A 23425-nucleotide genomic window follows, 5' to 3' on the forward strand; every position below is an offset into this window, starting at 1 on the left:
CGCAAGTGCCGCACGCGCGTTTGGCTATGTCTCGGCCTTCGATGTGAATGTGAGTTCAGACCCATAGGCATCGCGCAGCTCATCCTCCCCGGCCCTGCGATCGCCAGCCTTGTGGAGGAGAATTGATCTATAGCCTTGGAGGCGCGTTCCTTCGATCAATGTCACGTCCGAATTTCCAGGATTGTCGGAGCGCTCGAACCAATCGACGGCGTGGTGGAGAAAGTTCATTTCGAACGCTCTGTTGGTGACGCCATGGCCGACGATGACGAGGTCGTTGTTGCCATCGCCATGCGTCACGGTTTGTAGGAACAAACGAAGCCGCTGAGCCACATCCGCCCTGCTCTCTCCATCTGGCGGCCTTGCATAGAATTTGCCACTGTTGCTGCGCAGTCTTGCCCATTTCTCGAACTCATCGGGAAATTTCTGTTTGCGCTCGGCGTGGTCGTAGATGTCGGTAAAGAGGCCGAAATCCTGCTCGCGCAACAAATAGTCTTCCCGGACAGCCGCCACCATGTGAGGAGGCAGGACCTCCACCAATGCGTCCTTGCTTTGCCGCGTCCGCAGATAGGGCGAATACCAGATGTCAAGTTGCTGGATCTCTGGGCGTGGCAATTCGAAGAGATAAGCGGCGATCGCTCGAGCAGCCGCCAGCGTCTGTCGATAGCCCCACAGGGTCAACGGAACGTTGTGGTCGCCGAACTGCCGGTATGCCTGTTCATTGATATTGCCCAGCGATTCGCCATGTCGGATGAGAAAGATACGCATTGGTCGCCGCGGTTTCCGGTAACAGATGGGGACCATCATGGAGTGAGAGCGGCCTGGCTGCAACGTGCCTGGCGCCGGAAGCTCATGAGCGTTTTGAAAATCAGGGAGCCGGCGAAGTCAAATGCAGCAATTGAATCAAATATTAGGGCATGCTTTTATTGCACCTTGCGTCCACCAGGGGTATTCCCATGACCTGCTTGATCTGGAAGGCATGCGTGTCTCGTCGTCTGATGGCGACCATGCTGGGGTTTGCCGGGTTCCTCGGCACTGTCAGCCTGGCCTTCAGCGCAACAATAAACGTTGCGCCGAAAAATGAGGGCCGAGATGAAGGGCTCACAATCCAGCAAGCACTCCGTCTGGCACGGCCGGGCGACACGATCGCGCTTGCGCCTGGAACCTATATGCAGGATTTCCGCTCGGTCCGCGATGGCGAACTCGGAAATCCGATCACGATCGAGGGATCGCTGGCATCTGTCGTCAAAGGCGGTGGTCAAGCAAGGATCGTCGAAGTCAACCACAGCTATATCGAGCTACGGAATTTCACCATCGACGGCCATTTCGAGAGCGCGAACACCAAAAAGAGCTATCGGGACAAACTGCTCTACGTGATCGGAAACACGCCGGGAAAGGCGTTGACCGGCCTTCGAGTGCTGGGGATGAATATCCGCAACGCGGGCGGCGAGTGTGTTCGCCTGCGCTATCAGGCGAGGCAGAATGAAATCGCTTATTCCAGAATAAGTTCGTGCGGCCGCTTCGACTTCTCCTTTAATGACGGCGGCAAGAATGGCGAGGGTATTTATATAGGGACCGCGCCGGAGCAGTTGGGCGGGCGTGGCGCGCCAGACGGCGCGATCGACCACTCCGATGGGAATCGTATCCACGACAATGTCATCGCGACCGCCGGCAACGAATGCGTCGACATCAAGGAAGGCTCAAGCGGCAACATCGTCGAGAAGAACAGTTGCACGGGACAGAAAGACCCCAACTCTGGCGGCTTTGACTCGCGCGGCAACGGCAACGTCTTCCGTTACAACCTGGTCTACGACGTGGTCGGAGCAGGCGTGCGTCTCGGCGGCGATGAGGAGACTGACGGCATCAACAATGACGTCTACGGAAATACCTTCCGCAACGTGGGTGTCGGGCTGATCCGGGCACAAAGGGCGCCTCAGGGCAAAATCTGCGAAAACATTTCTCAGGACAACAAGGTGATCAGCACCAATTCGATCGGGAAGACGCTCCACCCAACCGGACCATGCGACGGACCAAAGCCAACGGCAGACCTGCGGACCAAATCGATGGTCGCTACAAATCAGACCAAGATGGCGAAGAAGGTCGAGAAGGGGGACAAACCTTTGAGCTGTGGCTCCTCCGTGGCCGGCTGTGTGATCGGGCGCCTCGAAGGCGACGATCGCAACAGAATCAAGATCGTTGATGCAAGCGACGTTGTTCTGCGCGGCCACCACCTGATTCTGGCGGATGCTATTGGACCCGACGGCAAGAATGTGCCTCTAAAGCCGCTCGCGGGAAAGCTGGTCAGGATCGAATATACGAGTATCGAGAAGAAGCGGTTTGCCGGCGCTAGGATCATAGAGGTGGTGAATTAGCCCGCAGCAGGGCACCTGGTGCTAAAAGACCAGTGATCGATGCAACTGTGCGCCTGCCCACGCTCCATCGGCCACAGCCAGCGAAACCGAATGCGGCACGCGCGCAGCGTCGCCGCAAGCAAAGGCACCGGGTGCTGTCGTTTCCTTGGTGTCGTCGGTGCGGATCTGGCTGCCGAACGGCGTCTCTTCCAGCTCGCAGCCCAGAAGGCCCGCGATCGGTGTGGCGGGGGCGTTGCGCGAAACAGTGAAAAGACCGGCGAAGGACAGCGTGCGCCCATCGACGAGAACGACGTCGGCATGTCCCTCGATGCGTGCGATTGGCGTCGCCTCCGTCGTCACTCCTCGTGCAGTGAGATCAGCGCGGCTGTCGGCATCGAGTGCCACTGCAGCATTGGTGAGGAAGGTAACGGCACCCCATTCCGGGATCAGTTGCGCCTGGTGAATCGACATCGGCCCTGCTGCAATCACCCCGATCGTGCCCTGGCTCAATTCGTAGCCATGGCAGTAGGGGCAATGAAAGATGCTCTTGCCCCAACGTTCAGTCATTCCTTCGATTTCAGGCAGTGTGTCTGTCACGCCGACGGCGAACAAAAGTCGTCGTCCTTCATGTCGACGACCGTCCGCGGTGGTGACGACGAATGCGTCCTTGACGCCGGCTACGGCCTGCGCGGTTTCGTCGATCCACGTCAGTGTCGGATAGGCGTGCAATTGGGCCCTCGCCGTCGCAGCGATTTCGGCCGGGTCCGCACCATCCTGCCCAAGAAAGCCGTGCGAATGGCTGGCAGATCGGTTGCGCCTCAGGCCGGCGTCGATCACGAGGACGGAGCGGCGGGCACGGATGAGCTGGAGCGCGGCAGCCATCCCAGCATAGCTGCCGCCGACAATGATGACGTCATATTTCATGGCGCATTCCTTTCTGCGCGAACCTGCGTGTGCCGACGGGCGAAGTCAGTGGCGAGGTCGGCAATGGTGACGCTGGCGAAACGTTCCAGCAGGAGCGCTTCAGCCTCGGCGAAGGCCTGGTCCAGCGCAGCGTTGACCGACTGCTCGACGAGGCACTCCGGCATTTCGTTTCGATTGCCAATGGCGAAGATCGCGGGTTCCCCCAACACCTCGTGCAACTGGAAAAGGGTGACGGCGCCCAGGTCTTTCGTGATGCTCCAGCCGCCGGAATGTCCGCGCGCCGAAGCCACGATCCCGGCCTCGCGCAAGAGCGCCATCGTCCGTCGCACGACAACGGGATTGGTGTTCATGCAGAGCGCGAGGGCTTCTGACGTCATGGTGCCACCATGCTCTGTCATGTGGAGCAGCGCGTGAAGGACTGAGGAGAGTCGGCTATCGCGTTTCATGTAACTTCAATTATTACGAATTAGAGCGCGAGGCAAGCGGAACGCTAGATGGTGAGCCCGCTTAATGGAAATCGCTCGTTTGTCAGGGACTATGACCTTGCCCCCAAGTTCTATCCAATTTTGAGTTCGCTCCAACGGTTTTTTGAAGTGCTAACCGATTTTGGGCCAGCGGGAGCTGGAATTTTCCGGGGTTGTGGCTCAACCCGGCCATGGGGCCGATGAGCCGTTCATGAGCGAAATCCGCACCTTGTTGCCGATGGCGCTATGTGGCCGGAACTCGTTGTGGTCTCTACGCCGATGCCGCGATCGTCTCCGGAGACGGCGCTTATTCCATCAACCAGCCTTTCCGACGGACTCACGGTTTATTAGTCTGCAGGCCACCGACTGAACACGGGGAACAGGCTCGCTGCTGATTATCGACGCCAAGGCGGCGACAGCTGCCTGCCCCATTTCGAAATAGGGCAAGGCGACGGTGGTCAGACTCGGCCTCATCACTTCGGTGACAACCTTGAAATCATCGAAGCCGACAATGCTCAACTCGTTAGGAATGCGAATGCCCAGCGAGCTTGCGGCGCAGAAAACCTGAAGAGCTATTTCGTCGTTTCCACAAAACAGGATGCTCGGGCGTTCGAGATTTGCAAGCAATGCTCTCGCATTTTCAAACGCCACAAACTTGTCTCCGAAGATCGGGCCCGTCACCCCGGCAACACACCACTCGTCCCGTAACGCCAACCCATGTTCACTTAATCGTAGCCGCAATGCGGCCTCCCGGATATCGGCAGCCATTATAAGCGGGTTGAGACGAACGTATCCAAAGTTTCGATGACCTTCGGCGATCGCCGCGTCGATTGCTTCTCTCATGCCGTGAGGCTCGCCCGGAACGATTTTCGACACTTCCAGGCCTGGTGGCTCGTGGCAGTTGACCAGAACCGTCTTGACCTCCGGATCAAGTTCGTCCGGCCCCAGTCCACGTTGGAACATGGTGCCGTAGATCACACCATCCACACGATGCCCCTTGAGTTCGCGCCAACACTGCCTTGTCCGCTCGAGGTCGCCGCCCGTATTCACCATCAGCATCGAGTAGCCAGCGCCCTCCACTGCCGATTGAATGCCACGGATGATCTCGGTGGAGTCGGGCGTAGTCGATATAACATCGGTCATGACACCGATGATACCGGACTTGTTCTGGCGCATCATGAGGGCGGCCCGGTTCGGAACGTAGCCGAGGCGGTCAATGGCTTCGTTGACACGAGCCCGCGTGCGTTCGTCTACACGCTTGTCATTGCGGACCACACGACTGACAGTCTGATCCGACACGCCCGCATGCAGAGCAATATCTTTTATGGTGACCATCGCGTCCTCATTTAACTCCGGCGCGCATGAAGCTTTCAACAATCAAGCGCTGCATTGCCACAAATGCGATCAAAATTGGAAGTATGGAAATCGAAACCGCAGCCAGAATGACTGCTGCGGGCACTTCGCCCCCGCGCCCGCCGCTGATCCCGACAACGGCCAGCGGAAGGACTTGGTTGTTTCCCGTAAGCATGAATACCAGTGGAATAAAGTAGTCGTTCCAAGTCGTTGTGAAAACGATGATAGCGAGAGCGGCCATTTGCGGCTTTGCGAGGGGCGCAGCAATCGTCCAAAAGATCCTGATGGGCCCGGCACCATCAACTTTTCCTGCTTCGATCAGGTCTTTCGGGACCGTCAGGAAAAACTGGCGCATCAGGAATACTCCAAAAACCCCCGACAGCCCTGGAGCGAAAGCCCCGATCATGCCCGGCAGAATGATTGCGCCCGGCATTCCAAGGAGTCCAATCGACCGCATGATGATATATAGGGGAACGATCATCGTCTGTATGGGCACCATCAGGGAAACGAGCAGCATCCCGAACAGCAATTTCTTGAACGGAAACTCCAGGCGGGCAAAGGCGTAGCCCGCCATTGTCGTGACAGCGACGTAACCGACCGTCACCAGCGTCGAGATATAAACCGAATTCCAGAAATACCGGATAAGCTGCGGGTAGTCCCTTACTGCACGAAGGTAGCTCTCAATAGTGACGTCGCTTCCCGGTAACCACCGAGGGGGTAGCGTGAATGCTTCCGACAGCGGCGACAGCGTTGCAGTGAACATCCAGATGAACGGCGCAGCCATCAGCAGCGAGCCTAGTGCAAGCACCCCCCACAGCAGATAAGTCGCCAACTGAGTCCGGATGACACCTTGTAGCGAGGAACGTGACGTGGCTGCGTTATTCATAGAAGGTCCAGTACTTCGAAGCCACGAAGTTGATGATCGTAACGATGCCGACCAGGGCGAGGAGTAAGAGTGAAACGGCAGAGGCATAGCCCATCTCCAAATCTCGGAAGCCGACTTCCTGTATGTACATGACGATAGATCGCGAGGCGTCGCCGGGACCTCCTTTGGTCAGAACCACAATCGAGTCGAACACCCGGAAAGCTCCAATCGAATTCATCACCAGGAGGAAAAGGATCGTTGGGGAAAGGAGCGGCAGGGTAATATCGAGGAACTGACGTATCTTGCCGGCGTTGTCGATTTTCGCTGCCTCGTAGTATTCAGGCGAAATGCCCTGCAGTCCGGCAAGAGCAATAAGCATTCCGAAGCCGACGTTCTTCCAGATATCCAGAATGATGACGGAGTAGAGAACTGTACTGGCGCTCGAAAGCCAGGGAATCTTCCCTATCCCAAGTTTCGACAGGTAGTAGTTAATGATGCCGAGATCCTTGTGATAAAAGAACTGCCAGACCACGGCGACGAAGACCAAGCCAACCAGTGAGGGAAAGAAGAAGGCCGCGCGGAAAACTGTCTGGAGTGCCTTGGGCATCTTTTGATTAAGGATCGCCGCAAGCACCACTGCCAGAACCGTATTCCCCAATACCGCGAAGACGGCGAAGAACAATGTGTTTCGAAGTACGGTATGGAGGCGATCGTCATCAAGCATCCAGAGAAAGTTGTCGAGCCCCGCCCACTTTGGCGGGGACAATAAGTCGTAATACTGGAAGCTGAGCCAGAACGTGCTCAGCATTGGCGCAGCGATGAAAAACAGAAAGCCGCAAAGCACTGGGGCTATCAGGAGGAAACCAGCAAATGTTTCCTGGCGCGTTTGCAGGGAGAACCATTTTTGCGTGAAGGATTGGCGCTGCGCCATTTCAGTTACCCCTTGCGGATTGCTCGCTTCAATTCCTTGTCGGCCTTGGCGAGCGCATCCTCAGGCGTCTCCGCCTGAGTGATGATGCTGTCCATGGTCCTTGAGAGGATGCGGTCAAGTTCGCTAAAGTAGGTTGGAGCGGCAACCGGACGCATGTCATCAATCACGTTGTAGAACAGTGCTGCGTTTGCCGGCGCGGAGCGGAACGTCGGGCTTTCAGCGGCCTCCTTGTATATCGGGATCTGTTGCCCGATTTCCACGATCTCGGCCACCGTTTCGAGGCTGATCAGTTCAAGAATTGCATCGAATGCCGCCTGCTTGTTTTTAGACTCCGGCGAAATGCCCCAGCCAGCGCATCCAAAGACCGTCTCCCCACCGTTCTTTTTGGGCCACGAGACGACATCGAAGGAGGTGAAGCCCGATTTTACCCATCCCGGCACAGGCCAACGTCCAGCCGAAGTCATCGCGAGCGCGCCGCCTGCAAACTTGTCATAGACGGTCAATCCGATCGGGTCATACCAGCGTGAGCGATCTCTGACTCTTTTTGAGGTTTCCAAATCAGTTGAGTTCTGAATCAATACCGCAAACGGAGGTTTGCGGATGACATCAGGAATTCCACTGCGCGATGACTTCGACGGCTTCGCTCTTCGGGCGTTGGCCAAAGGCACGAAGGATGCGGCACAGGCTCGGCGGCTTCTTGCCCTTGCCGAAATCTATGATGGCCATTCCCGCAGCGATGCGGCCAGGATCGGAGGCGTGACCCTGCAAATTGTCCGCGACTGGGTTATTCGCTTCAATGCGCGTGGCCCGTCGGGGCTCATCAATGGCAAAGCACCCGGCAATCAAGGAAAGCTTTCCGACGTGCATCGCCAGGCTTTGGCAAAGATCGTCGAAAGTGGCCCGATACCGGCGGTGCATGGCGTTGTGCGCTGGCGGCGCAAGGATCTTGCTCAATGGCTGTTCCAAGAATATCGGATATCCGTCGATGAAACGACCATTGGCCGCGAATTGAAGGCGCTCGGCTTTGCAAAGCTGTCTGCCCGCCCGCGCCATTACGCCCAGAACGAAGGCGACCTGGAGAGTTTTAAAAAAAGTTCCCCGCCACACTGGCAGCCATCAAAGGCAGGCTCCCGAAGAACGTCGAGATTGAGCTCTGGTGGGCCGACGAAGCTCGGATAGGCCAAAAGAACAAGATCACCCGGCGATGGGCACGCAGGGGAACAAGGCCTTCGGCACCACACGATCAACGCACGATGTGGACCTATATCTTCGGCGCTATCTGCCCCAAGAAGGGCAAAGGTGCGGGTCTCGTTCTTCCCTACTGCGACACCAGCGCCATGAACCAGCATTTGATCGAAATCAGCCAGGCCGTCGATGACGGCGCTCATGCCGTGCTGATCGTTGATCAGGCGGGGTGGCATGTCACGCCGAAGCTCGATGTGCCCGACAACATCACACTGCTCTTCCTGCCGCCACGCTCGCCCGAATTAAATCCCGTCGAGAACGTGTGGCAATTTCTGCGTGACAACTGGTTGTCCAACCGGATCTTCAAAGATTACGAGGACATCGTCGCCCATTGCTGCGACGCATGGAACAAGCTGGTCGCTCAGCCGTGGAAGATCATGTCGATTGGAATGCGTGACTGGGCGCACCGGTTTTGATTAGCGCTCGTTGGTATCAGGCGAGACCTTGTGGACATGCACGAGATCATGCAGGAACGTGGTCGCTTCTATCAGTTTCGGATCCGTGAGATTGGACGCTGATCCGTCCTTACTGATCGGGTATGTACCGTTGGTCAGAAACCACGGGTAGTGCGCGAAGTTAAACCAGGGCATACCGTAGCCGTAGACTTTCTTGGCACCCTCTCCCGAGGTTAGTGCTTTGCTCGTTTCCAAGAAGTCGTCCCAAGTCCAATCTTCCCTGGGATATTTAACTCCCGCGGCATCGAAGATGAGCTTATTGTAGTAGATGACCATACACTGCCAACCGTTTGGTATCTCGTAAAGCTTGCCGTCGACCGTCAGCGCATCTTTCAACTCTTTCGGGATCTTCGCCAGGAGTTCCTGCGCCTTCGGGCTGGCGGCAATGTAGTCGTCGAGTGGCTCCAGCAAGCCGCGGCTTACCGCGAGCCGAACGCCTTCAATGGCGATATTGATGATGTCAGGAACGTTTCCTCCGGCTATCTGGGTGACGAGGCCGTCCGCGTAGTCGGACCAGGTCGTCAGCGGGATCAGGTTGTCGATCACCTTTACGTCGGGAAATTGGGAGCTGAAGCGAGCAAAAGCCTTGGCATATGCGGCCCCCTCCTCCGGCGTTCCCCAGTTGTAGGTGGTCAGGGTCTGGCTTTGCGCAAGAGCCCATTGCGGCAACGTCACGATCGCCGCGGAAATAGCCGAAGTCTGAAGCAGTCGACGTCTCGATATTTGCATGACAGTGTCCTCCCTCCGTCAGTGGATACTATTTGAGTCTTCCGAATTCCTTGTTGGAAGCCTCACGCTTGCGGGTACGATCAAGCTTCTTTTGGATTTCCAGGTTCCGCAGGTGGAGATACTCCTCGAGGCGTACGGCGGATCGATCGACCATCGCCTTCTGTTCCTCGGTCAGCGTCTCTCGAGCTACGGCCATGGGCTTGCGTCGTCCAGGCGGTGTCGGAATTCGGTCCTCTAGCGTGGGCACCGACAACTTGGGCGACGGGAGCGTCTGGTACCAGTACGCTGTGGAGGCCCAGTCGTCGCTGAGATGATTATTATGGCCGTGTTCGATCGTGACCTTGATCTTCTTGTCGAAGCGCACCGGATCCGTCAGATGAAAGCGGTAGGACACCGCGTAGCCCGGCACGATGCTCTCATGGATCGGCGCTCCATTATAGAGATCCTTCTTGTCCTGCATTCCCCAAGCATGATTGAAGTAGTCCTCCGTACCCGTGCCGTGAATGGAAGGAGGCCACTCGGGATCATCGTCGATCCAGATCATGTCGTCGCCTTCGCCCCACCAGCTACCCTGGAAATGGGCGACTGAAAGTAGGCATCCGACATATTGTCCGCGGCCCTGCGTTTCGAGCACGGTGTAGTTCCCCTTGCCGTCAAGGTTGACAGTATTCGCCTCCGGCGAGTTCGTCTGGATCTGCGGTCCCCAGCCGTCGCAAGGGTTCTCACGCCGCCACGTTGCATGAAAGTATGCGATATCCTCGTCGAGTGGCTGGTCGTAAAGTTCGTAGTCGACATAGAAGTACTGGCCGTATGGCACGTCGTTTTCGTTGATGAGTTCGATCACAGCGCGTTTGTTAAACGGCATCTGGAAGTAGCTGTTGAACGATGCGGATCCGCCGTGGACGTAGCTTTCTTCGGGCTTTGCCGACACCGACAGCGGAAGGGAAGAGAAGCTCACTGGCATTGAATGGCCAACGCCGAAAAAGTCGCCAAGCGGCACGAGGACGGCTGGACGATCCGCATTGTCCCAGGTGATCCGCACCAGAACCTTTCGGTAATAGTGCGGGTCAGCTTCTTCCCAGGTCACGCCCAGCGCATTGTGGATCTCGTTGACTGGGGCAATGTACTGCCCCAACACCGGATCGATTACACTTGGGCCGAGCGTGCGGCGGCAGAACTGGGTTGTCCAGATATGGGTAATGCACCCCGGCCCAGTTATGTCGGCAAGGGTTACCGTTTCACCGGGGCCGATCAGCCAATAGTCCTGATTTCGCCCTTCCTGGTCCCAACTCGAGAGCCGGCGGGTCCGGGCCCTCTTCGTTCTGGTCAGATCGGCAAGCATGGAATGACCTGGATTACTCATCTAGTGCGTCCTTTCAGGCAGCAACTTTGTTGTTAAAGTTGGCGAGACGCCGCTCTTGCGCATCGAAGAGATGGGCTGTTGCGGGGTCGAACGTGAAACGGAGGACGTCGCCCTCAGCGAAGCGGTCCTGCAGCGTGGTCTTCGCGATGACGGGACTGCCATCCTCGGCAGTAAGATAAAGAAGCCGGAACTCCCCCAGGTGCTCTTCGATGTCGAGTCGGAATGACAAAGGCCCTGATCCGTCGGTCGTGAGCATGAGGTCTTCGGGTCGGATTCCCAGCGTTAGATCCGCCTCCCCTCGGACGTGGAAGGGGATCGTGCCCAGGTGCCGGCTTGTCCGGATTTCTGCGCCGGCCTCGGTTCCTCGGGCGTGAACTTTTAGAAAATTCATTTTTGGAGAGCCGATAGATCCGGCAACGAACATGTTCTGCGGGTTCCCGTAGAGTTCAAGGGGCGTTCCGACCTGCTCAATGCGGCCCGCGTTCAGTACGACGATCCTGTCGGCGAGCGTCATCGCTTCTGTCTGATCGTGCGTCACGTAGATGGTCGTTGACTTCAATCGTTGTTGAAGTCTGGCGATCTCGATCCGGGTTTGGACACGCAGCGCGGCATCAAGATTGGAAAGCGGTTCATCGAACAGGAATATTCTGGGTTCGCGCACGATCGCGCGACCTATGGCGACACGCTGCCGCTGCCCGCCGGAGAGGTCCTTCGGATGGCGACCTAGAAGGTGCCCAATCTGTATAGCGCGGCGATCTGGATGAGAGGCGCGCGACAATCTGGATGAGAATCCCGTGTGTCGCTGGCTGGGTGAGTTTATCTGTTTGATTGACGCTCGCAAGCGTCATTCATTGGTCTGATTGACGCTCCGCGACAATCTCGTTTGTGTTGTTGATTGTCGCGTAGGAGGACGGTCTTCCACGTTGGCGTTTTGCCTCCATGGCAGAGCGACGCCTGTAACTTTCGACGTTCATCTCGAAGATCGTTGCGTGATGAACAAGCCGGTCCACCGCGGCGAGCGTCATCGCCGGATCCGGGAATACACGGTTCCATTCTCCAAACGGCTGGTTTGCCGTAATCAGCATGGATTTACGCTCGTATCGCGCGGAGATCAGTTCAAACAGAACGCTTGTTTCGGCCTGATCCTTGGTGACGTAAGCAAGATCATCGAGAATGAGCAGATCGAATCTTTCGAGCTTGTTGATCGCGGATTCCAGTTGAAGTTCGCGGCGAGCGACCTGAAGCTTTTGAACAAGTTCCGTCGTGCGCGTGAAGAGAACCCGCCAACCATTTTCGACAAGTGCCAGCCCGATGGCGGCCGCCAAATGACTCTTGCCTCCGCCTGGTGGGCCGAACATCAGGACATTAGCGCCCTTAGCGATCCATGCGTCGCCAGCGGTGATCGCCATGACCTGGGCTTTCGAGATCATTGGCACGGCATCGAAGTCGAAGCTGTCAATGGTCTTGCCGGGCGGCAGTCTTGCCTCAGCGAGATGACGTTCAATCCTGCGCCGGTCTCGTTCCGAGAGCTCGTGCTCGGCGATGGCCGCAAGGAAGCGCGCTGCTGGCCAGCCTTCCTTGTCGGCCTGTTCAGCAAATTGCGGCCACAGAACTTTGATCGCTGGCAGGCGGAGTTCATTGAGCAGCAGGGAAAGGCGTGCGGCGTCGACGGAGCTGCTATTCTTCATGCTGCATCTCCCATCTCGTTCGATGCGAGCAGAACTTCGTAGCTGGAAAGAGGAGCCAGTTGGACGACGACACCGGGTATCGCGGCCGGATCGGGAGCGAACAGTGCGTTCAGGCGCTGCATGTTCGGCAGTTTACCGGCGTCGAGACTGAGCTGAAGTTGGTCGGCGAGTTCAGCCTCGCAGCCGCGGTCATGCGCAAGTGCGAGGAGCTCGACCATCAACTTACACGCCTGCTTCTCTGGCATCCGTTCAATCAAGAGGTCGAAGGTCTGCCGATACGATTGCCGTGGAAAGAGCTGATCGCGATAAACAAGGCCGAGCAGAGCCATGGGTTTGCGGCGCAGCGAATGAATGACATGCCGATAGTCGACGATCTGACTATGCTTGCCACTGGAGTGAGCGCGCCCTCGGGGCAGTGTCATCAATGGTGTTCCGCCGACAAACAGATCAAGGCGATCGTCGAAAAGGCGAATGCGCAGCGTGTGTCCGATCAGTCGGGAAGGAACTGTGTAGAAGACTTTACGCAGTGTGAAGCCCCCGGTGCGCGCGACACGCAGAACGATCTCCTCGAAATCGGTCGTTCGTCTTTCGGGCAAACGTTGCAGATGCGTTCGTTCCACATCGGTTCGCTTGCCCTTCAGCGCATTGCGACGGCCGATAATCTCATCGATGAAGCTGCGATAGCTGTCGAGGTCGTCGAAATCATTTGAACCTCGCATCAAGAGTGCGTCTTTAATCGCACTCTTGAGATGGCCATGGGAGCTTTCGATCGAGCCGTTCTCATGGGCGATACCCTTGTTGTTGCGCGTCGGCGTCATCAGGTAGTGCTCGCAGAGCTGCTCGTAGCGTTGCGTCAAATCCCGCTTTGCGTCGTTGTCGAGATTGCGGAAAGCAGCAGAGAGGCTATCCGTTCGGTGGTTCAATGGTGCCCCACCCACCGACCACAAAGCATTCTGCAAACCTTCCGCCAGGGCGACAAAGCTCTCTCCGCCCAAGATGACGTGCGCATGCTCAAAGCCGGACCAGACAAGACGAAAGTGATAAAGAAGATGATCAAGCGGCGCAGCGGCGACGCGAACGCCAATGCTGCCCATATCGGTGAAGTCGGATAGTCCAAGCCTGCCTGGCTCATGAACCTGCCGAAAGATAACCTCCTGTTCTTGGCCATGTATTGACCGCCATGCACTGATCCGCCTCTCCAGAGTCCGCCGAATTCCCTGTCCGAGTTCCGGATGACGCCGCAGCATCTCCTCGTAGAGGGCCACAGATCGAATACCTGGCGAGGACTTCAGGATCGGCACAACTTCGGCGTCGAAGATGTCGACGAGTGGATCGGGACGCCGCCGTTCACGGGCCGGCTTCTTTTGGGATGGTAGCCTGGCATCGCTATCAAGGCGGTAGGCTGTGGCAACGCTTATGGAGGATTTGGCGGCCGCAACAGTGACCGAATGCGTCTGACGCAACTTCATAAAAAGCCTCATTTGATGATCGTTTACATGGCGACCCGGCAATCGGTGCTCCTCTCAGGAATACACCTCGATACTGGGCCGGCCGCGATACACAAACGAGCCGAAAAATCTCGCCATCAGCGCTGCTGGAACTCCGGTCGGGCTACGCCCTCCCTACGTTCCAGCAGCGCTGACAGATTCTCATCTTGATTGACGCGCATTCTCATCCTGATTGTCGCGCCGCACCAATCTGCAAGGACCGCGCGACCTCTTGTACTCGCAGATCAATGCTAGCCCGAGGGGTCCCGGCAACACGCAGGCCGTAGCTCAGGTTCTGCGCGACTGTCATGTGAGGGTAGAGCGCGTAGCTTTGAAAAACCATTGCGACGCCCCTTTCGAAGGGACTGGCAGTGGTCATCGCGCGCCCGTCCAGCGCGAGTTCACCGCCGGTGATGGTCTCGAGCCCGGCGACCATGCGCAGCAACGTGGACTTTCCGCACCCGGAGGGGCCGACGAATACAACGAATTCACCATCAGGCACGTCAAGATTGATCCCTTTGATCACTTCGACGGCACCGTATGACTTTCGAATCTCATGCAGCGTAAGCCGCGCCATCAGCGTCCCCTCCCATAGAGCGCATCCTGTATCGCTTCGTGATGCGACACTATGTCGACGTCGACATTATTGTCAACAGGCAATGTCGACGTCGACATCAAGTAATGCTATCTGGAAGGGATGCGAGGACGATTGAGCCGCTTTGGAGGAAAAACGAATGCAGAGTTGCCGTATTGAACTGGACACCGGGACCCGACTCGAGTTCTGGGCCAAGGCCATCGAGAACTCCGACCAACCCCGCGAGTTCCAGATTGAAAAGGATGGCAAGATCCTCTGGGCGATGGATTGCTTCTCGCAGCATCCGGAGTACTACAGCTACCACCACAGGGAGACCTGTGAGGTAATGGTCAGTTGGGATCCGCGAACTACGGAGTTCACATGGGCATACAGCTACGTGCCCGAAACGGTCGCGGAGACGGGTATCACGATCTGGACGTTCGGCGAGCAGCTTTCAAGGATGACCGGGTTCGAAACCGATGCCTGGTGCAGCAGCGATCCTGCCCGGCCGAAGCTGCACTTCTCCCCGATCAGGAACTGGATGAACGACCCCAACGGTCTGTGCATAATTGGCGACACATGGCATCTGTTCTACCAGTTTCATCCGGCCGGCACTGACTGGGGTCCAATGCATTGGGGTCATGCAAGCAGCAAGGATCTCTTCCACTGGACACATCTGCCGGTCTTTCTCCACCCCGAACAAAACCTTTGGCGGCTTGGGGCGACCGGAGGCGCGTTCTCGGGCAATGCGTTTTTTGACCGCGATGGCAGCCTGAAGCTTTACTACACCGAGCGACTGCCCGCCTACGATCTGTTTGAGGGATATCGTGAGGTTCAGAAGATCGCCGTACCCGGTCGTGGCTTGGTAAAGGCCGAGACCATAACTGAAATCCTCGAAAAGCGTCCACCTGGCGTGCAGCACGATTTTCGCGACCCGAAGGTCTGGTGGGATGATGCCGCAGACGCGTTTCGCATGGTGCTTGGCGCGTCCATCGACGGCTGCCCTGCCGTGCTACTCTACGGTTCGCCCGATGGTATTTCATGGAACTACATTGGTCCGCTTTACCACGCGCCCGCACATTTTCAGGAGTGCGGTGCGCGGGCCGTGGAATGCCCGGATTTCTTCCCTCTCGAAGGTCGGTGGGCACTGGTAATGGGCTTTGTCGGATATACAGAACCAGGCACGGGACGGCACAACTTGCTCTACGCCCTTGTCGGCGACTTCGAGAATGACTGCTTTCGTCCCATCTCCGATCAGCTGCAACTTCTCGACTTCGGCAGCGATTTTTATGCGATGCAGAGCTTCAGGGCGGGTGAAAGGCAGCTCGCTATGGCATGGGTGTTCAACTGGGAAACCCGAAAGCCCGGAAATTCCGTATATAGCGGCGAGCTGGCTCTCCCTCGCGAAATCGGGCTGGACGAACGCAATCGCCTGACGATGCTGCCGGTCTCGGAATTCGACGCCGCTTATGGCAGCACTGTTATCCCCGGCAGATCGAGTGGTGCCTTTGCGCTCAGCGGTACGCCATTTGAGATTAGAATCAACGGACAACTTGAGGGAGCGCGCGTCAAAGCAACGTCTGGAGGCTCGCCCGCCTTTGATGTAAGTGTGGAGGCTGGCATTCTCTCGATCATCCTGCCTCAAGACAATGGCTCAATCCATTACCGCAACGATATTGCCACCGACAGCAATTTGCGCATCATTCATGACGCTGGGATTGTTGAAGTGTTCGCAGAAGACGGTGCGGTTTGCGGTACCCGGCGCAACTATCAGAACATCCAACCCGACGAAGTCACAGTCATTTCCTCTGGCGTCGTCGAGGTTTACGAGCGCAAATCCGGGTGATCGCTTAGGTGGTGCACAGGCACCGTTCGCTAATGGCGCGCCGGCACAGGCTGGACGCGGAGTTCAAGACTTGGTGATGAGGCTCATGCTGTGCCCATCCCGTGGGGATCACGGTTAAGATCGTTCGGTGATTTGAGCGGGCCTTCGTTCGTATTGCGAAGGCCATCATGTCGCCTCTAGTTCCAACAGAAACCTGAAGCATCTAATTGCTTCTTCGGGCTCATAGGGCTTCTTGAGGAAACGACAGCGTCGGGGAAGCGAGGACTGCCGCAGACTTACGTCCGCTGATGTTGTGACGATAGCTAGATCGGGTCGCTCGCGATGAATGCGCAGAGCGAGCGCAACGCCGTCAAGTGGACCGGGCATCGGGCATGTTTACAGCCGTGAACACGAGCGCGATATCGGTTCGCTGGCCGAGGACGGTAAGGGCCTGTTCGGCGTTTGTTGCAGAAATAGAAGAGAGGCCAGCGCATATAATTTGGCTGGACACGCGAGAACAAAGATCGCCGTCGGGCTCGACCACAAGAATAGCGCCAGTTGGCAGCGGCTGAAGGTCGTCCTGTCTCAAGGTTATTCCCTTCGTGAATCTCGCGTTGCTGCTCGCAGCGTCCTCATCGCGCTTTAAGGCTTGGGGCTGCCATTTCACTCACGCACATTGATGGGGGATGACCATCCCGCGAGCGCCCATCGGGAGGAACGGAAGGACGCCCGCATCTCAGTTCGTCTCAAGGCTCCTTGTTTGGCAGCTTGCGACAGACGATACTCGAATTTCGCCTAAAATGAATGCGATTTTGCGCAAGTCAGCCATGCGCTATGCACCAAGCGAATATCTATGTGTAAATCAACCGATCAGCATCGCCGCGAGGCGCATGTCTCGTCGTCCGAACCCGCTGCATATGAAGGGCTGGCGTCGGCCGCACACCTCCCTCCCGACGCAAGCTGGTGGGTGTGGACCGGCCGAAGCTTAAGGACCGACAACCCGGTTACAGTCGAGGCCTCCACCTTTTCGACCGACGCCGCCTGCTAGCGACCGAAAGTCATCCTTGACCATTGAGATATCTGCAAAGTAGCCTCCGAGAATGTCGATGACGCGCGTTCTTTTCGGGCCTTCCCGCATCCGGACCTCGCGCGCCCTCTCTTTCCCAGAACGAGACGCCTTTCGTTAAAGTTTCGTGGTGGAGTTCACCAGCTAGATCATGTCCATGTCACCCAGATCGGCGGCAGGATGTGGGAGCGAACCGGATTTGTGAGTTGGACCGCCCGATAAGCCAAGGACCGCTATTGCGACGCGGGGGTGAAGCGCGCCACCAGCGCGTGCCGGTCGCCGGGATAGGTGAAGCGCACATGCGTGACCGGCCCGACATTGCTCCAGGTGCGGCGCTCGACGACCAGGCAGGCGGTGTTGCGCGGGATGTCGAGGGCGGCGGCCTCGTCCGAACCGGCCGAGACGGCTTGGATGCGGTGCTCGGCGCTGCTCCAGGGGATCTGATTGATCAGCCAGGCGCCAGGCGCCGTTTCTGAGAAATTGGCGTCGGCCGCCTCGGGTACGGTGGACAGGCTGATTAGCCGTTCCTCCAGGCAGAACGGTCGTCCGCCTGCCTGATGGATGCAGGCCAAATCGACAACTGAAGATCCTGGCGCGACATCGAGGCGTCTGATGTCGTCGGGCTTCGCCTTGCGTTGCTCGCGTCTCGACACGGCGAAGGAATAGGCAAGATTGAGTGACTGTACCTCAGCCCTGATGTCGTGGATCTCAAGAACGGCCGATTGCGCCTGCGGCTGCGTGACGAAGCTGCCGGACTTCTTGCGGCGCTCGATGAGGCCCGCCTTGGCGAGCTGGGTCAGCGCCTTGTTCACGGTCATACGCGAACAGTCGTATTCCTTGGAGAGATCCACTTCGAACGGGATGCGATGACCCGGCGGCCACTCGCCCGAGACGATGCGGCCTTCGATGTCGCTCACGATCCGCTGGTGCAAGGTTGTATCCTTGCTTTGGTTCATCGTCACGCTCCGGTTAATTCCTCCCGCTCTAATGTGAATGTCGCGACCTGGAAAGCCCTATGCCGAAAGAAGCTCGCCCATCGCCTTCAGGAACCGGCGGTTGATCGCATCGCGCGCCACGTGGCGGCCGCCTTCCACTTGCTTGCGGCCGAGCGCCCAGACGCTGTCGACGGCAACGCCACCGGCAAAGATCCAGTGATCGAGCAACTGGTCGCCCGAAAGGTAGGGCACGACTGTCGTGTCGAGCGAGATGAGATCCGCGTGATGGCCGACTGCGATGCCCGCCGGCGCCTTCAGCGCGGCGCCGCCACCGGTGATCGCATGATCAAAAAGGCTGCGCGCGGTCGAACCGCCTGATGTGGCAAGGACATTGCGGGCCCCTAGCGCCAGACGCTCGGAGTATTCGAGTTGGCGCAGTTCGCCTGGAAGCGAGATTTGCACGTTGGAATCTGAGCCGACGCCGAAACGGCCGCCTTCTTCGATGAAGAGTGGCGCCTGGAAGGTGCCGTCGCCGAGGTTGGCTTCGGTGATCGGGCAAAGGCCGGCGATTGCCCCGCTGCGCGCCATGCCGCGTGTTTCCTCGTCCGTCATATGCGTCGCATGGATCAAGCACCAGCGGTTATCAACGGGCGCATTGGCAAGCAACCATTCGACAGGGCGCGCGCGCGACCAGGCGATGCAATCCTCGACTTCTTTGGCCTGCTCGGCGACGTGGATATGGATCGGCCCCTCACCGGCCAGCGGCACGACGTTGGCCAGTTCCTCGGGTGTTGCGGCACGCAGGCTGTGCGGGGCAAGGCCGAGCTCAGCACCTCGAAGCGCGCCTGTCACCTTGCGGCAGCCGTCCATCAGGTTGGCGAAGCTGTCCAGCGTGTTGATGAAGCGGCGCTGGCCCTCGATTGGCGCCGCACCGCCGAATCCGGAATGGGCATAGAATACCGGAAGCAGCGTCAAGCCGATGCCGCTGGTGTTTGCTGCCGCGCCGATACGCTCGGCCAGTTCGGCAATATTGGCATAGGGCGTGCCGTCCCTGTCGTGGTGCAAATAATGAAACTCGCCGACCCGGGAAAATCCGGCCTCCAGCATCTCCATGTAGAGCTGGGCGGCGACAGCCTCGACATGGTCGGGCGTCATCGACAATGCGAACTTGTACATGACGGTCCGCCAGCTCCAGAAACTGTCGTTTGCTGGGCCCCTCACTTCGGCAAGGCCAGCCATGGCGCGCTGGAAAGCGTGGCTATGCAGGTTACCTATCGCTGGGACGAGCGTATCATGATGCTCGTCTGCCGCCTCAGCGGCGACGCCTGTTTCGACGTTTGTGATAAGGCCGTCCGCGATCGTCAGGCGCACATCCTGTTGCCAACCCTGCGGCAAGAGCGCCACGCTCGCATGAAGTCTGATCGCTGCCGTCTGAGCCATAACGCTTTTTCTCCTGTTTGGCGCCGCGCATCTTTCTTTTCCATGGAGACGCACAAAATTCCACTTGTCACCCGTTTATTATGTATATACATGTTTCCGTATAAGGAAAGGCGCAAAGCTGATGAATGGGAACAAATTTTCAAGCGAAGAGGGACCTGGCGACGTGCCTCCGCATCTCTGGCGGAATGCGCGCCTGGCAACACTCGATCCGCAGAAGCGCGGTCTCGGCATCGTCGACAAAGGCGCAATCGTCACCGAGGGTGGCCGCATCCGCTTCGTCGGCCCGGAGGCCGAACTGCCGGTGTCCGCAATCGAGCGCGCAGAGATCACGGACCTCGAAGGTCGCTGGGTTACCCCGGGTCTCGTCGATTGCCACACCCACATCGTCTACGGCGGCAATCGCGCCCGCGAATTCGAAATGCGCCTCGAAGGCGCGACCTATGAAGAGATTGCGCGTGCCGGTGGCGGCATCGTCTCCTCCGTCAAGGCGACAAATGCGCTTTCGGTTGAAGGCCTTGTCGAAGCAGCCCTTCCCCGCCTGGATACCCTTATTTGCGAAGGCGTGACGACAATCGAGGTCAAGTCTGGCTACGGCCTGAATGTCGGCGGCGAATTGAAGATGCTGCGCGCTGCCCGTCAGCTCGAGCGCGTCCGCCCGGTTCGCGTCGTCACCTCCTATCTCGGCGCCCATGCAACGCCGGTCGAATACAAGGGCCGCAACGGTGACTACATCACCGACGTGGTCATTCCGGGGCTTGAATACGCCCACGCCGAGGGCCTGGTCGATGCCGTCGATGGGTTCTGTGAGGGAATTGCCTTTTCGACCGCCGAGATCGCCCGCGTCTTCGACAAGGCCGAAGCCCTCGGTCTGCCAGTCAAGCTGCATGCCGAGCAGCTCTCCAATCTCGGCGGCGCGAAACTTGCCGCCTCCTACGATGCGCTCTCTGCCGATCATCTCGAATATCTGGATGCCGAAGGTGCCGCAGCCATGGCCGCGGCCGGTACGGTCGCGGTTTTGTTGCCGGGCGCCTTCTACGCCATCAATGAAAAGCAGAAGCCGCCCGTCCAGGCACTGCGTGAGGCCGGCACGTGGATTGCCATTGCGACCGACTGCAATCCCGGCACCTCGCCGCTGACATCGCTGCTTCTGACGATGAACATGTCTGCGACCCTCTTCGGCCTGACCGTCGAGGAATGCATTGCCGGTGCGACGCGTGAAGGTGCGCGCGCCCTTGGTCTGCTGGACGAGACCGGGACGCTTGAGAACGGCAAGTGCGCCGATTTCGCGATCTGGGACGTCGAGAGCCTGGCTGAACTCGTCTACCGCATCGGCTTCAACCCGCTTCATGCACATGTCTTCAAGGGCGAAAGGATCGACCGTTGACCATTATCCTTCATCCCGGCTCCGTTTCGCTCAAGGATCTGGAGACGATCTACTGGACCGGCACGCCGGCGAAACTCGATGCATCCTTCGATGCCGGCATCGCCAAGGCCGCTGCTCGCATCGCCGAGATCGCGGCTGGCAACGCGCCCGTCTACGGCATCAATACCGGCTTCGGAAAGCTCGCCTCGATCAAGATCGACGCGGCCGACGTCGCAACCCTGCAGCGCAATCTGATCCTTTCGCACTGCTGCGGCGTCGGCGCGCCGCTTGCCGAAAATGTTGTTCGCCTGATCATGGCCTTGAAGCTGGTCTCGCTCGGCCGCGGTGCGTCGGGCGTGCGGCTGGAGCTGGTGCGGCTGATCGAAGGCATGCTGGAAAAAGGTGTGATCCCGGTTATCCCGGAAAAGGGCTCCGTCGGCGCCTCCGGTGATCTCGCGCCACTTGCCCATATGGCCGCCGTGATGATGGGCGAAGCCGAAGCCTTCTTCGATGGCGAGCGCCTGTCGGGCGCGACAGCCCTTGCGAAAGCCGGTTTGAAGCCGATCGTGCTCGCTGCCAAGGAGGGCCTGGCGCTCATCAACGGCACGCAAACCTCGACGGCGCTGGCACTCGCCGGCCTCTTCCGGGCACACCGGGCCGCACAGGCGGCACTGATCACCGGCGCCATGTCGACGGACGCGGCAATGGGCTCGTCTGCCCCCTTCCATCCCGATATTCACACACTGCGTGGCCACAGGGGCCAGATCGATACGGCAGCCGCGCTTCGCGCGTTGCTCGAAAGCTCGGTTATCCGCCAGAGCCATATCGAAGGCGACGAGCGCGTCCAGGATCCCTATTGCATTCGTTGTCAGCCGCAGGTCGATGGCGCTTGCCTGGACCTCCTGCGTTCGGTCGCACGCACGCTGGAGATCGAGGCGAACGCCGTTACCGACAACCCGTTGGTGCTGTCGGACAACTCCGTTGTCTCGGGCGGCAACTTCCATGCCGAACCGGTTGCCTTCGCAGCCGACCAGCTCGCCCTTGCCGTCTGTGAAATCGGCGCGATCGCCCAGCGGCGCATTGCCCTGCTTGTCGATCCCGCACTCTCCTACGGACTGCCGGCCTTCCTGGCAAAGAAGCCCGGTCTTAACTCCGGTCTGATGATCGCGGAAGTCACGTCCGCGGCGCTGATGTCGGAAAACAAGCAGATGTCACATCCGGCTTCCGTCGATTCGACACCAACATCGGCCAACCAGGAAGATCACGTCTCCATGGCCTGCCACGGCGCCCGGCGGCTGCTGCAGATGACTGACAATCTCTTCAGCATTATCGGCATCGAAGCACTGACGGCGGCCCAGGGTGTGGAATTCCGCGCACCGCTCACAACAAGTCCCGAGCTGCAAAAGGCGATTACCACCATTCGCGATGCGGTGCCGACGCTGGAGCTTGACCGCTACATGGCAAACGACCTCAAGGCGGCAAGCGACCTCGTTGCCACGGGCGCGCTGAACGCATCCGTCTCACGCGGCATCTTGCCGGTTCTGGAGGGCTGACATGGCTGTTTTCGACGTCAAGCAGGGCACATCGCCCATTATCCTCGGCTTCCCGCACACCGGCACCGAGGTTCCCACCGACATCTGGGAGCGCCTGAACGACTACGGCAAGATTCTTGCCGATACCGACTGGCATATCCATCACCTCTATGACGGCCTGCTTTCCGATCCAACGACGGTGCGCGCGACGTTCCACCGCTACGTCATCGATGCGAACCGCGATCCAGCAGGCGTCAGCCTCTATCCCGGCCAGAACACTACCGGTCTTATTCCGGAAACGGATTTCGACGGAAAGGCGATCTGGAAGGATGGGCAGGCGCCTGGTGAAGCCGACATCGCAGCGCGGCTGCGGGACTTTCACGCGCCTTATCACGCCGCACTTGCAGCCGAGATCGAGCGTGTGAGAGCAATCCACGGCGTGGCGATCCTCTACGACTGCCACTCGATCCGCTCACACATTCCTTTCCTCTTCGAAGGCAAGTTACCGGATTTCAATATCGGCACGGACATGGGCAAGACCTGCGACAGCGCTATCGAGCAGGCGACACTCACCGTCGTCGAAGCCGCCGAGGGCTACGACAGTGTGCTCAACGGTCGCTTCAAGGGCGGCTGGACAACGCGCCACTATGGCCGCCCGGAAACGGGTGTGCATGCCGTCCAGATGGAGCTTGCGCAATCGACGCATCTTCAAACCGAGGCGCCGCCTTTTGCCTACGACACCGCCAAGGCAGAGCGCCTTCGCGTCCATCTTAAAGACATTCTGGTGCGCATCGAGCAGATCGCGCCGGGCCTGAAACGATAACGATCACTCGACAGG

At 58.5% G+C, this 23425-nt stretch carries 21 protein-coding genes and 2 pseudogenes; 7 read left to right on the forward strand and 16 right to left on the reverse strand.

Features of this window, described 5'->3' with window-relative positions:
• Positions 1-24: 24 nt before the first annotated feature.
• On the reverse strand, positions 25-765 hold the full coding sequence (locus tag WGT02_RS29055) for a histidine phosphatase family protein (protein WP_208246570.1): 741 nt from the start codon (positions 763-765) through the stop codon (positions 25-27).
• Positions 766-980: 215 nt separating this feature from the next.
• On the opposite strand from WGT02_RS29055, the gene WGT02_RS29060 reads away from it, so the two are divergent.
• Positions 981-2369: a hypothetical protein gene (locus WGT02_RS29060; protein WP_225040055.1), complete on the forward strand. Its 1389-nt coding sequence runs from the start codon at positions 981-983 to the stop codon at positions 2367-2369.
• A 21-nt stretch (positions 2370-2390) separates the two neighbouring features.
• Here WGT02_RS29060 and WGT02_RS29065 read toward each other — a convergent pair whose 3' ends face one another.
• The 6 genes from WGT02_RS29065 to WGT02_RS29090 form a co-directional block, all read right to left on the reverse strand.
• Positions 2391-3272, reverse strand: a complete 882-nt coding sequence (locus WGT02_RS29065; protein ID WP_208246575.1) for an NAD(P)/FAD-dependent oxidoreductase — start codon at positions 3270-3272, stop codon at positions 2391-2393.
• On the reverse strand, positions 3269-3718 hold the full coding sequence (locus WGT02_RS29070) for an Rrf2 family transcriptional regulator (protein ID WP_208246577.1): 450 nt from the start codon (positions 3716-3718) through the stop codon (positions 3269-3271). The genes WGT02_RS29065 and WGT02_RS29070 overlap by 4 nt, the downstream gene beginning before the upstream one ends.
• A 333-nt stretch (positions 3719-4051) precedes the next feature.
• A complete protein-coding gene (locus tag WGT02_RS29075; protein WP_141652552.1) occupies positions 4052-5113 on the reverse strand; it encodes a LacI family DNA-binding transcriptional regulator in 1062 nt (353 codons plus the stop codon).
• A complete protein-coding gene (locus WGT02_RS29080; protein ID WP_157997415.1) occupies positions 5079-5975 on the reverse strand; it encodes a carbohydrate ABC transporter permease in 897 nt (298 codons plus the stop codon). The genes WGT02_RS29075 and WGT02_RS29080 overlap by 35 nt, the downstream gene beginning before the upstream one ends.
• On the reverse strand, positions 5968-6885 hold the full coding sequence (locus tag WGT02_RS29085; RefSeq protein ID WP_024314596.1) for a carbohydrate ABC transporter permease: 918 nt from the start codon (positions 6883-6885) through the stop codon (positions 5968-5970). The genes WGT02_RS29080 and WGT02_RS29085 overlap by 8 nt, the downstream gene beginning before the upstream one ends.
• 5 nt (positions 6886-6890) lie before the next feature.
• Positions 6891-7388 carry an extracellular solute-binding protein gene (locus WGT02_RS29090; RefSeq protein WP_225040179.1) on the reverse strand — a complete coding sequence of 166 codons (498 nt, stop codon included), beginning with the start codon at positions 7386-7388 and terminating at the stop codon, positions 6891-6893.
• Between the two features lie 97 nt (positions 7389-7485).
• Here WGT02_RS29090 and WGT02_RS29095 point away from each other — a divergent pair.
• Positions 7486-8546 (forward strand): IS630 family transposase gene (locus tag WGT02_RS29095; protein WP_208245220.1). Its coding sequence is split into 2 segments (ribosomal slippage): positions 7486-7978 and positions 7978-8546, totalling 1062 coding nucleotides; the frame shifts between segments, so codons are not numbered across the junction.
• Here the strand turns inward: WGT02_RS29095 and WGT02_RS29100 are convergent.
• Genes WGT02_RS29100 through WGT02_RS29110 form a run of 3 tightly spaced genes read right to left on the reverse strand, consistent with a single transcriptional unit; the run spans position 8547 to position 11191 of the window.
• Entirely contained in the window at positions 8547-9314 is a 768-nt protein-coding gene (locus tag WGT02_RS29100) for an extracellular solute-binding protein (RefSeq protein WP_208246588.1), read from the reverse strand.
• 28 nt (positions 9315-9342) lie between these two features.
• A complete protein-coding gene (locus WGT02_RS29105) occupies positions 9343-10677 on the reverse strand; it encodes a glycoside hydrolase family 172 protein (protein WP_208246591.1) in 1335 nt (444 codons plus the stop codon).
• 13 nt (positions 10678-10690) lie between these two features.
• Positions 10691-11191 (reverse strand): TOBE domain-containing protein, encoded by a 501-nt coding sequence (locus WGT02_RS29110; protein WP_318246578.1) that lies wholly within the window; start codon positions 11189-11191, stop codon positions 10691-10693.
• 48 nt (positions 11192-11239) lie between these two features.
• Between WGT02_RS29110 and WGT02_RS29115 the strand changes: the two genes are divergently transcribed.
• Positions 11240-11404: a hypothetical protein gene (locus WGT02_RS29115; RefSeq protein WP_375679641.1), complete on the forward strand. Its 165-nt coding sequence runs from the start codon at positions 11240-11242 to the stop codon at positions 11402-11404.
• On the opposite strand, the pseudogene WGT02_RS29120 reads toward WGT02_RS29115, so the two are convergent.
• The 4 genes and pseudogenes from WGT02_RS29120 to WGT02_RS29135 form a co-directional block, all read right to left on the reverse strand.
• Positions 11351-11518: pseudogene (locus WGT02_RS29120) on the reverse strand (hypothetical protein); the annotation flags it as partial. The gene WGT02_RS29115 and the pseudogene WGT02_RS29120 sit on opposite strands and share 54 nt — an antisense overlap.
• A gap of 7 nt (positions 11519-11525) precedes the next feature.
• Complete coding sequence (istB, locus tag WGT02_RS29125; protein ID WP_208245483.1) at positions 11526-12365, reverse strand: IS21-like element helper ATPase IstB; 840 nt, start codon at positions 12363-12365, stop codon at positions 11526-11528.
• Positions 12362-13846, reverse strand: a complete 1485-nt coding sequence (istA, locus tag WGT02_RS29130) for an IS21 family transposase (protein ID WP_208244988.1) — start codon at positions 13844-13846, stop codon at positions 12362-12364. The genes istB and istA overlap by 4 nt, the downstream gene beginning before the upstream one ends.
• A 208-nt stretch (positions 13847-14054) precedes the next feature.
• A pseudogene (locus WGT02_RS29135) lies at positions 14055-14429 on the reverse strand (ABC transporter ATP-binding protein); the annotation flags it as partial.
• A 157-nt stretch (positions 14430-14586) separates the two neighbouring features.
• Here WGT02_RS29135 and WGT02_RS29140 point away from each other — a divergent pair.
• Positions 14587-16272 carry a GH32 C-terminal domain-containing protein gene (locus WGT02_RS29140; RefSeq protein ID WP_208246597.1) on the forward strand — a complete coding sequence of 562 codons (1686 nt, stop codon included), beginning with the start codon at positions 14587-14589 and terminating at the stop codon, positions 16270-16272.
• A 1278-nt stretch (positions 16273-17550) separates the two neighbouring features.
• Here WGT02_RS29140 and hutC read toward each other — a convergent pair.
• A complete protein-coding gene (hutC, locus tag WGT02_RS29145; RefSeq protein WP_024314591.1) occupies positions 17551-18273 on the reverse strand; it encodes a histidine utilization repressor in 723 nt (240 codons plus the stop codon).
• A gap of 57 nt (positions 18274-18330) precedes the next feature.
• Positions 18331-19692: a formimidoylglutamate deiminase gene (locus tag WGT02_RS29150; RefSeq protein WP_024314590.1), complete on the reverse strand. Its 1362-nt coding sequence runs from the start codon at positions 19690-19692 to the stop codon at positions 18331-18333.
• A 121-nt stretch (positions 19693-19813) separates the two neighbouring features.
• On the opposite strand from WGT02_RS29150, the gene hutI reads away from it, so the two are divergent.
• The 3 genes from hutI to hutG are packed head-to-tail and all read left to right on the forward strand — an operon-like array spanning position 19814 to position 23410.
• Entirely contained in the window at positions 19814-21076 is a 1263-nt protein-coding gene (gene hutI / locus WGT02_RS29155; protein ID WP_024314589.1) for an imidazolonepropionase, read from the forward strand.
• Positions 21073-22608 (forward strand): histidine ammonia-lyase, encoded by a 1536-nt coding sequence (gene hutH / locus WGT02_RS29160; RefSeq protein WP_024314588.1) that lies wholly within the window; start codon positions 21073-21075, stop codon positions 22606-22608. Before hutI ends, hutH begins: the two co-directional genes overlap by 4 nt.
• Position 22609: 1 nt before the next feature.
• Positions 22610-23410, forward strand: coding sequence for an N-formylglutamate deformylase (hutG, locus tag WGT02_RS29165; RefSeq protein WP_024314587.1), 801 nt, complete (start codon positions 22610-22612; stop codon positions 23408-23410).
• Positions 23411-23425 lie beyond the last annotated feature (15 nt).

Source organism: Rhizobium sp. T1470, from assembly GCF_042140505.1.
GTDB lineage: Bacteria > Pseudomonadota > Alphaproteobacteria > Rhizobiales > Rhizobiaceae > Rhizobium > Rhizobium favelukesii.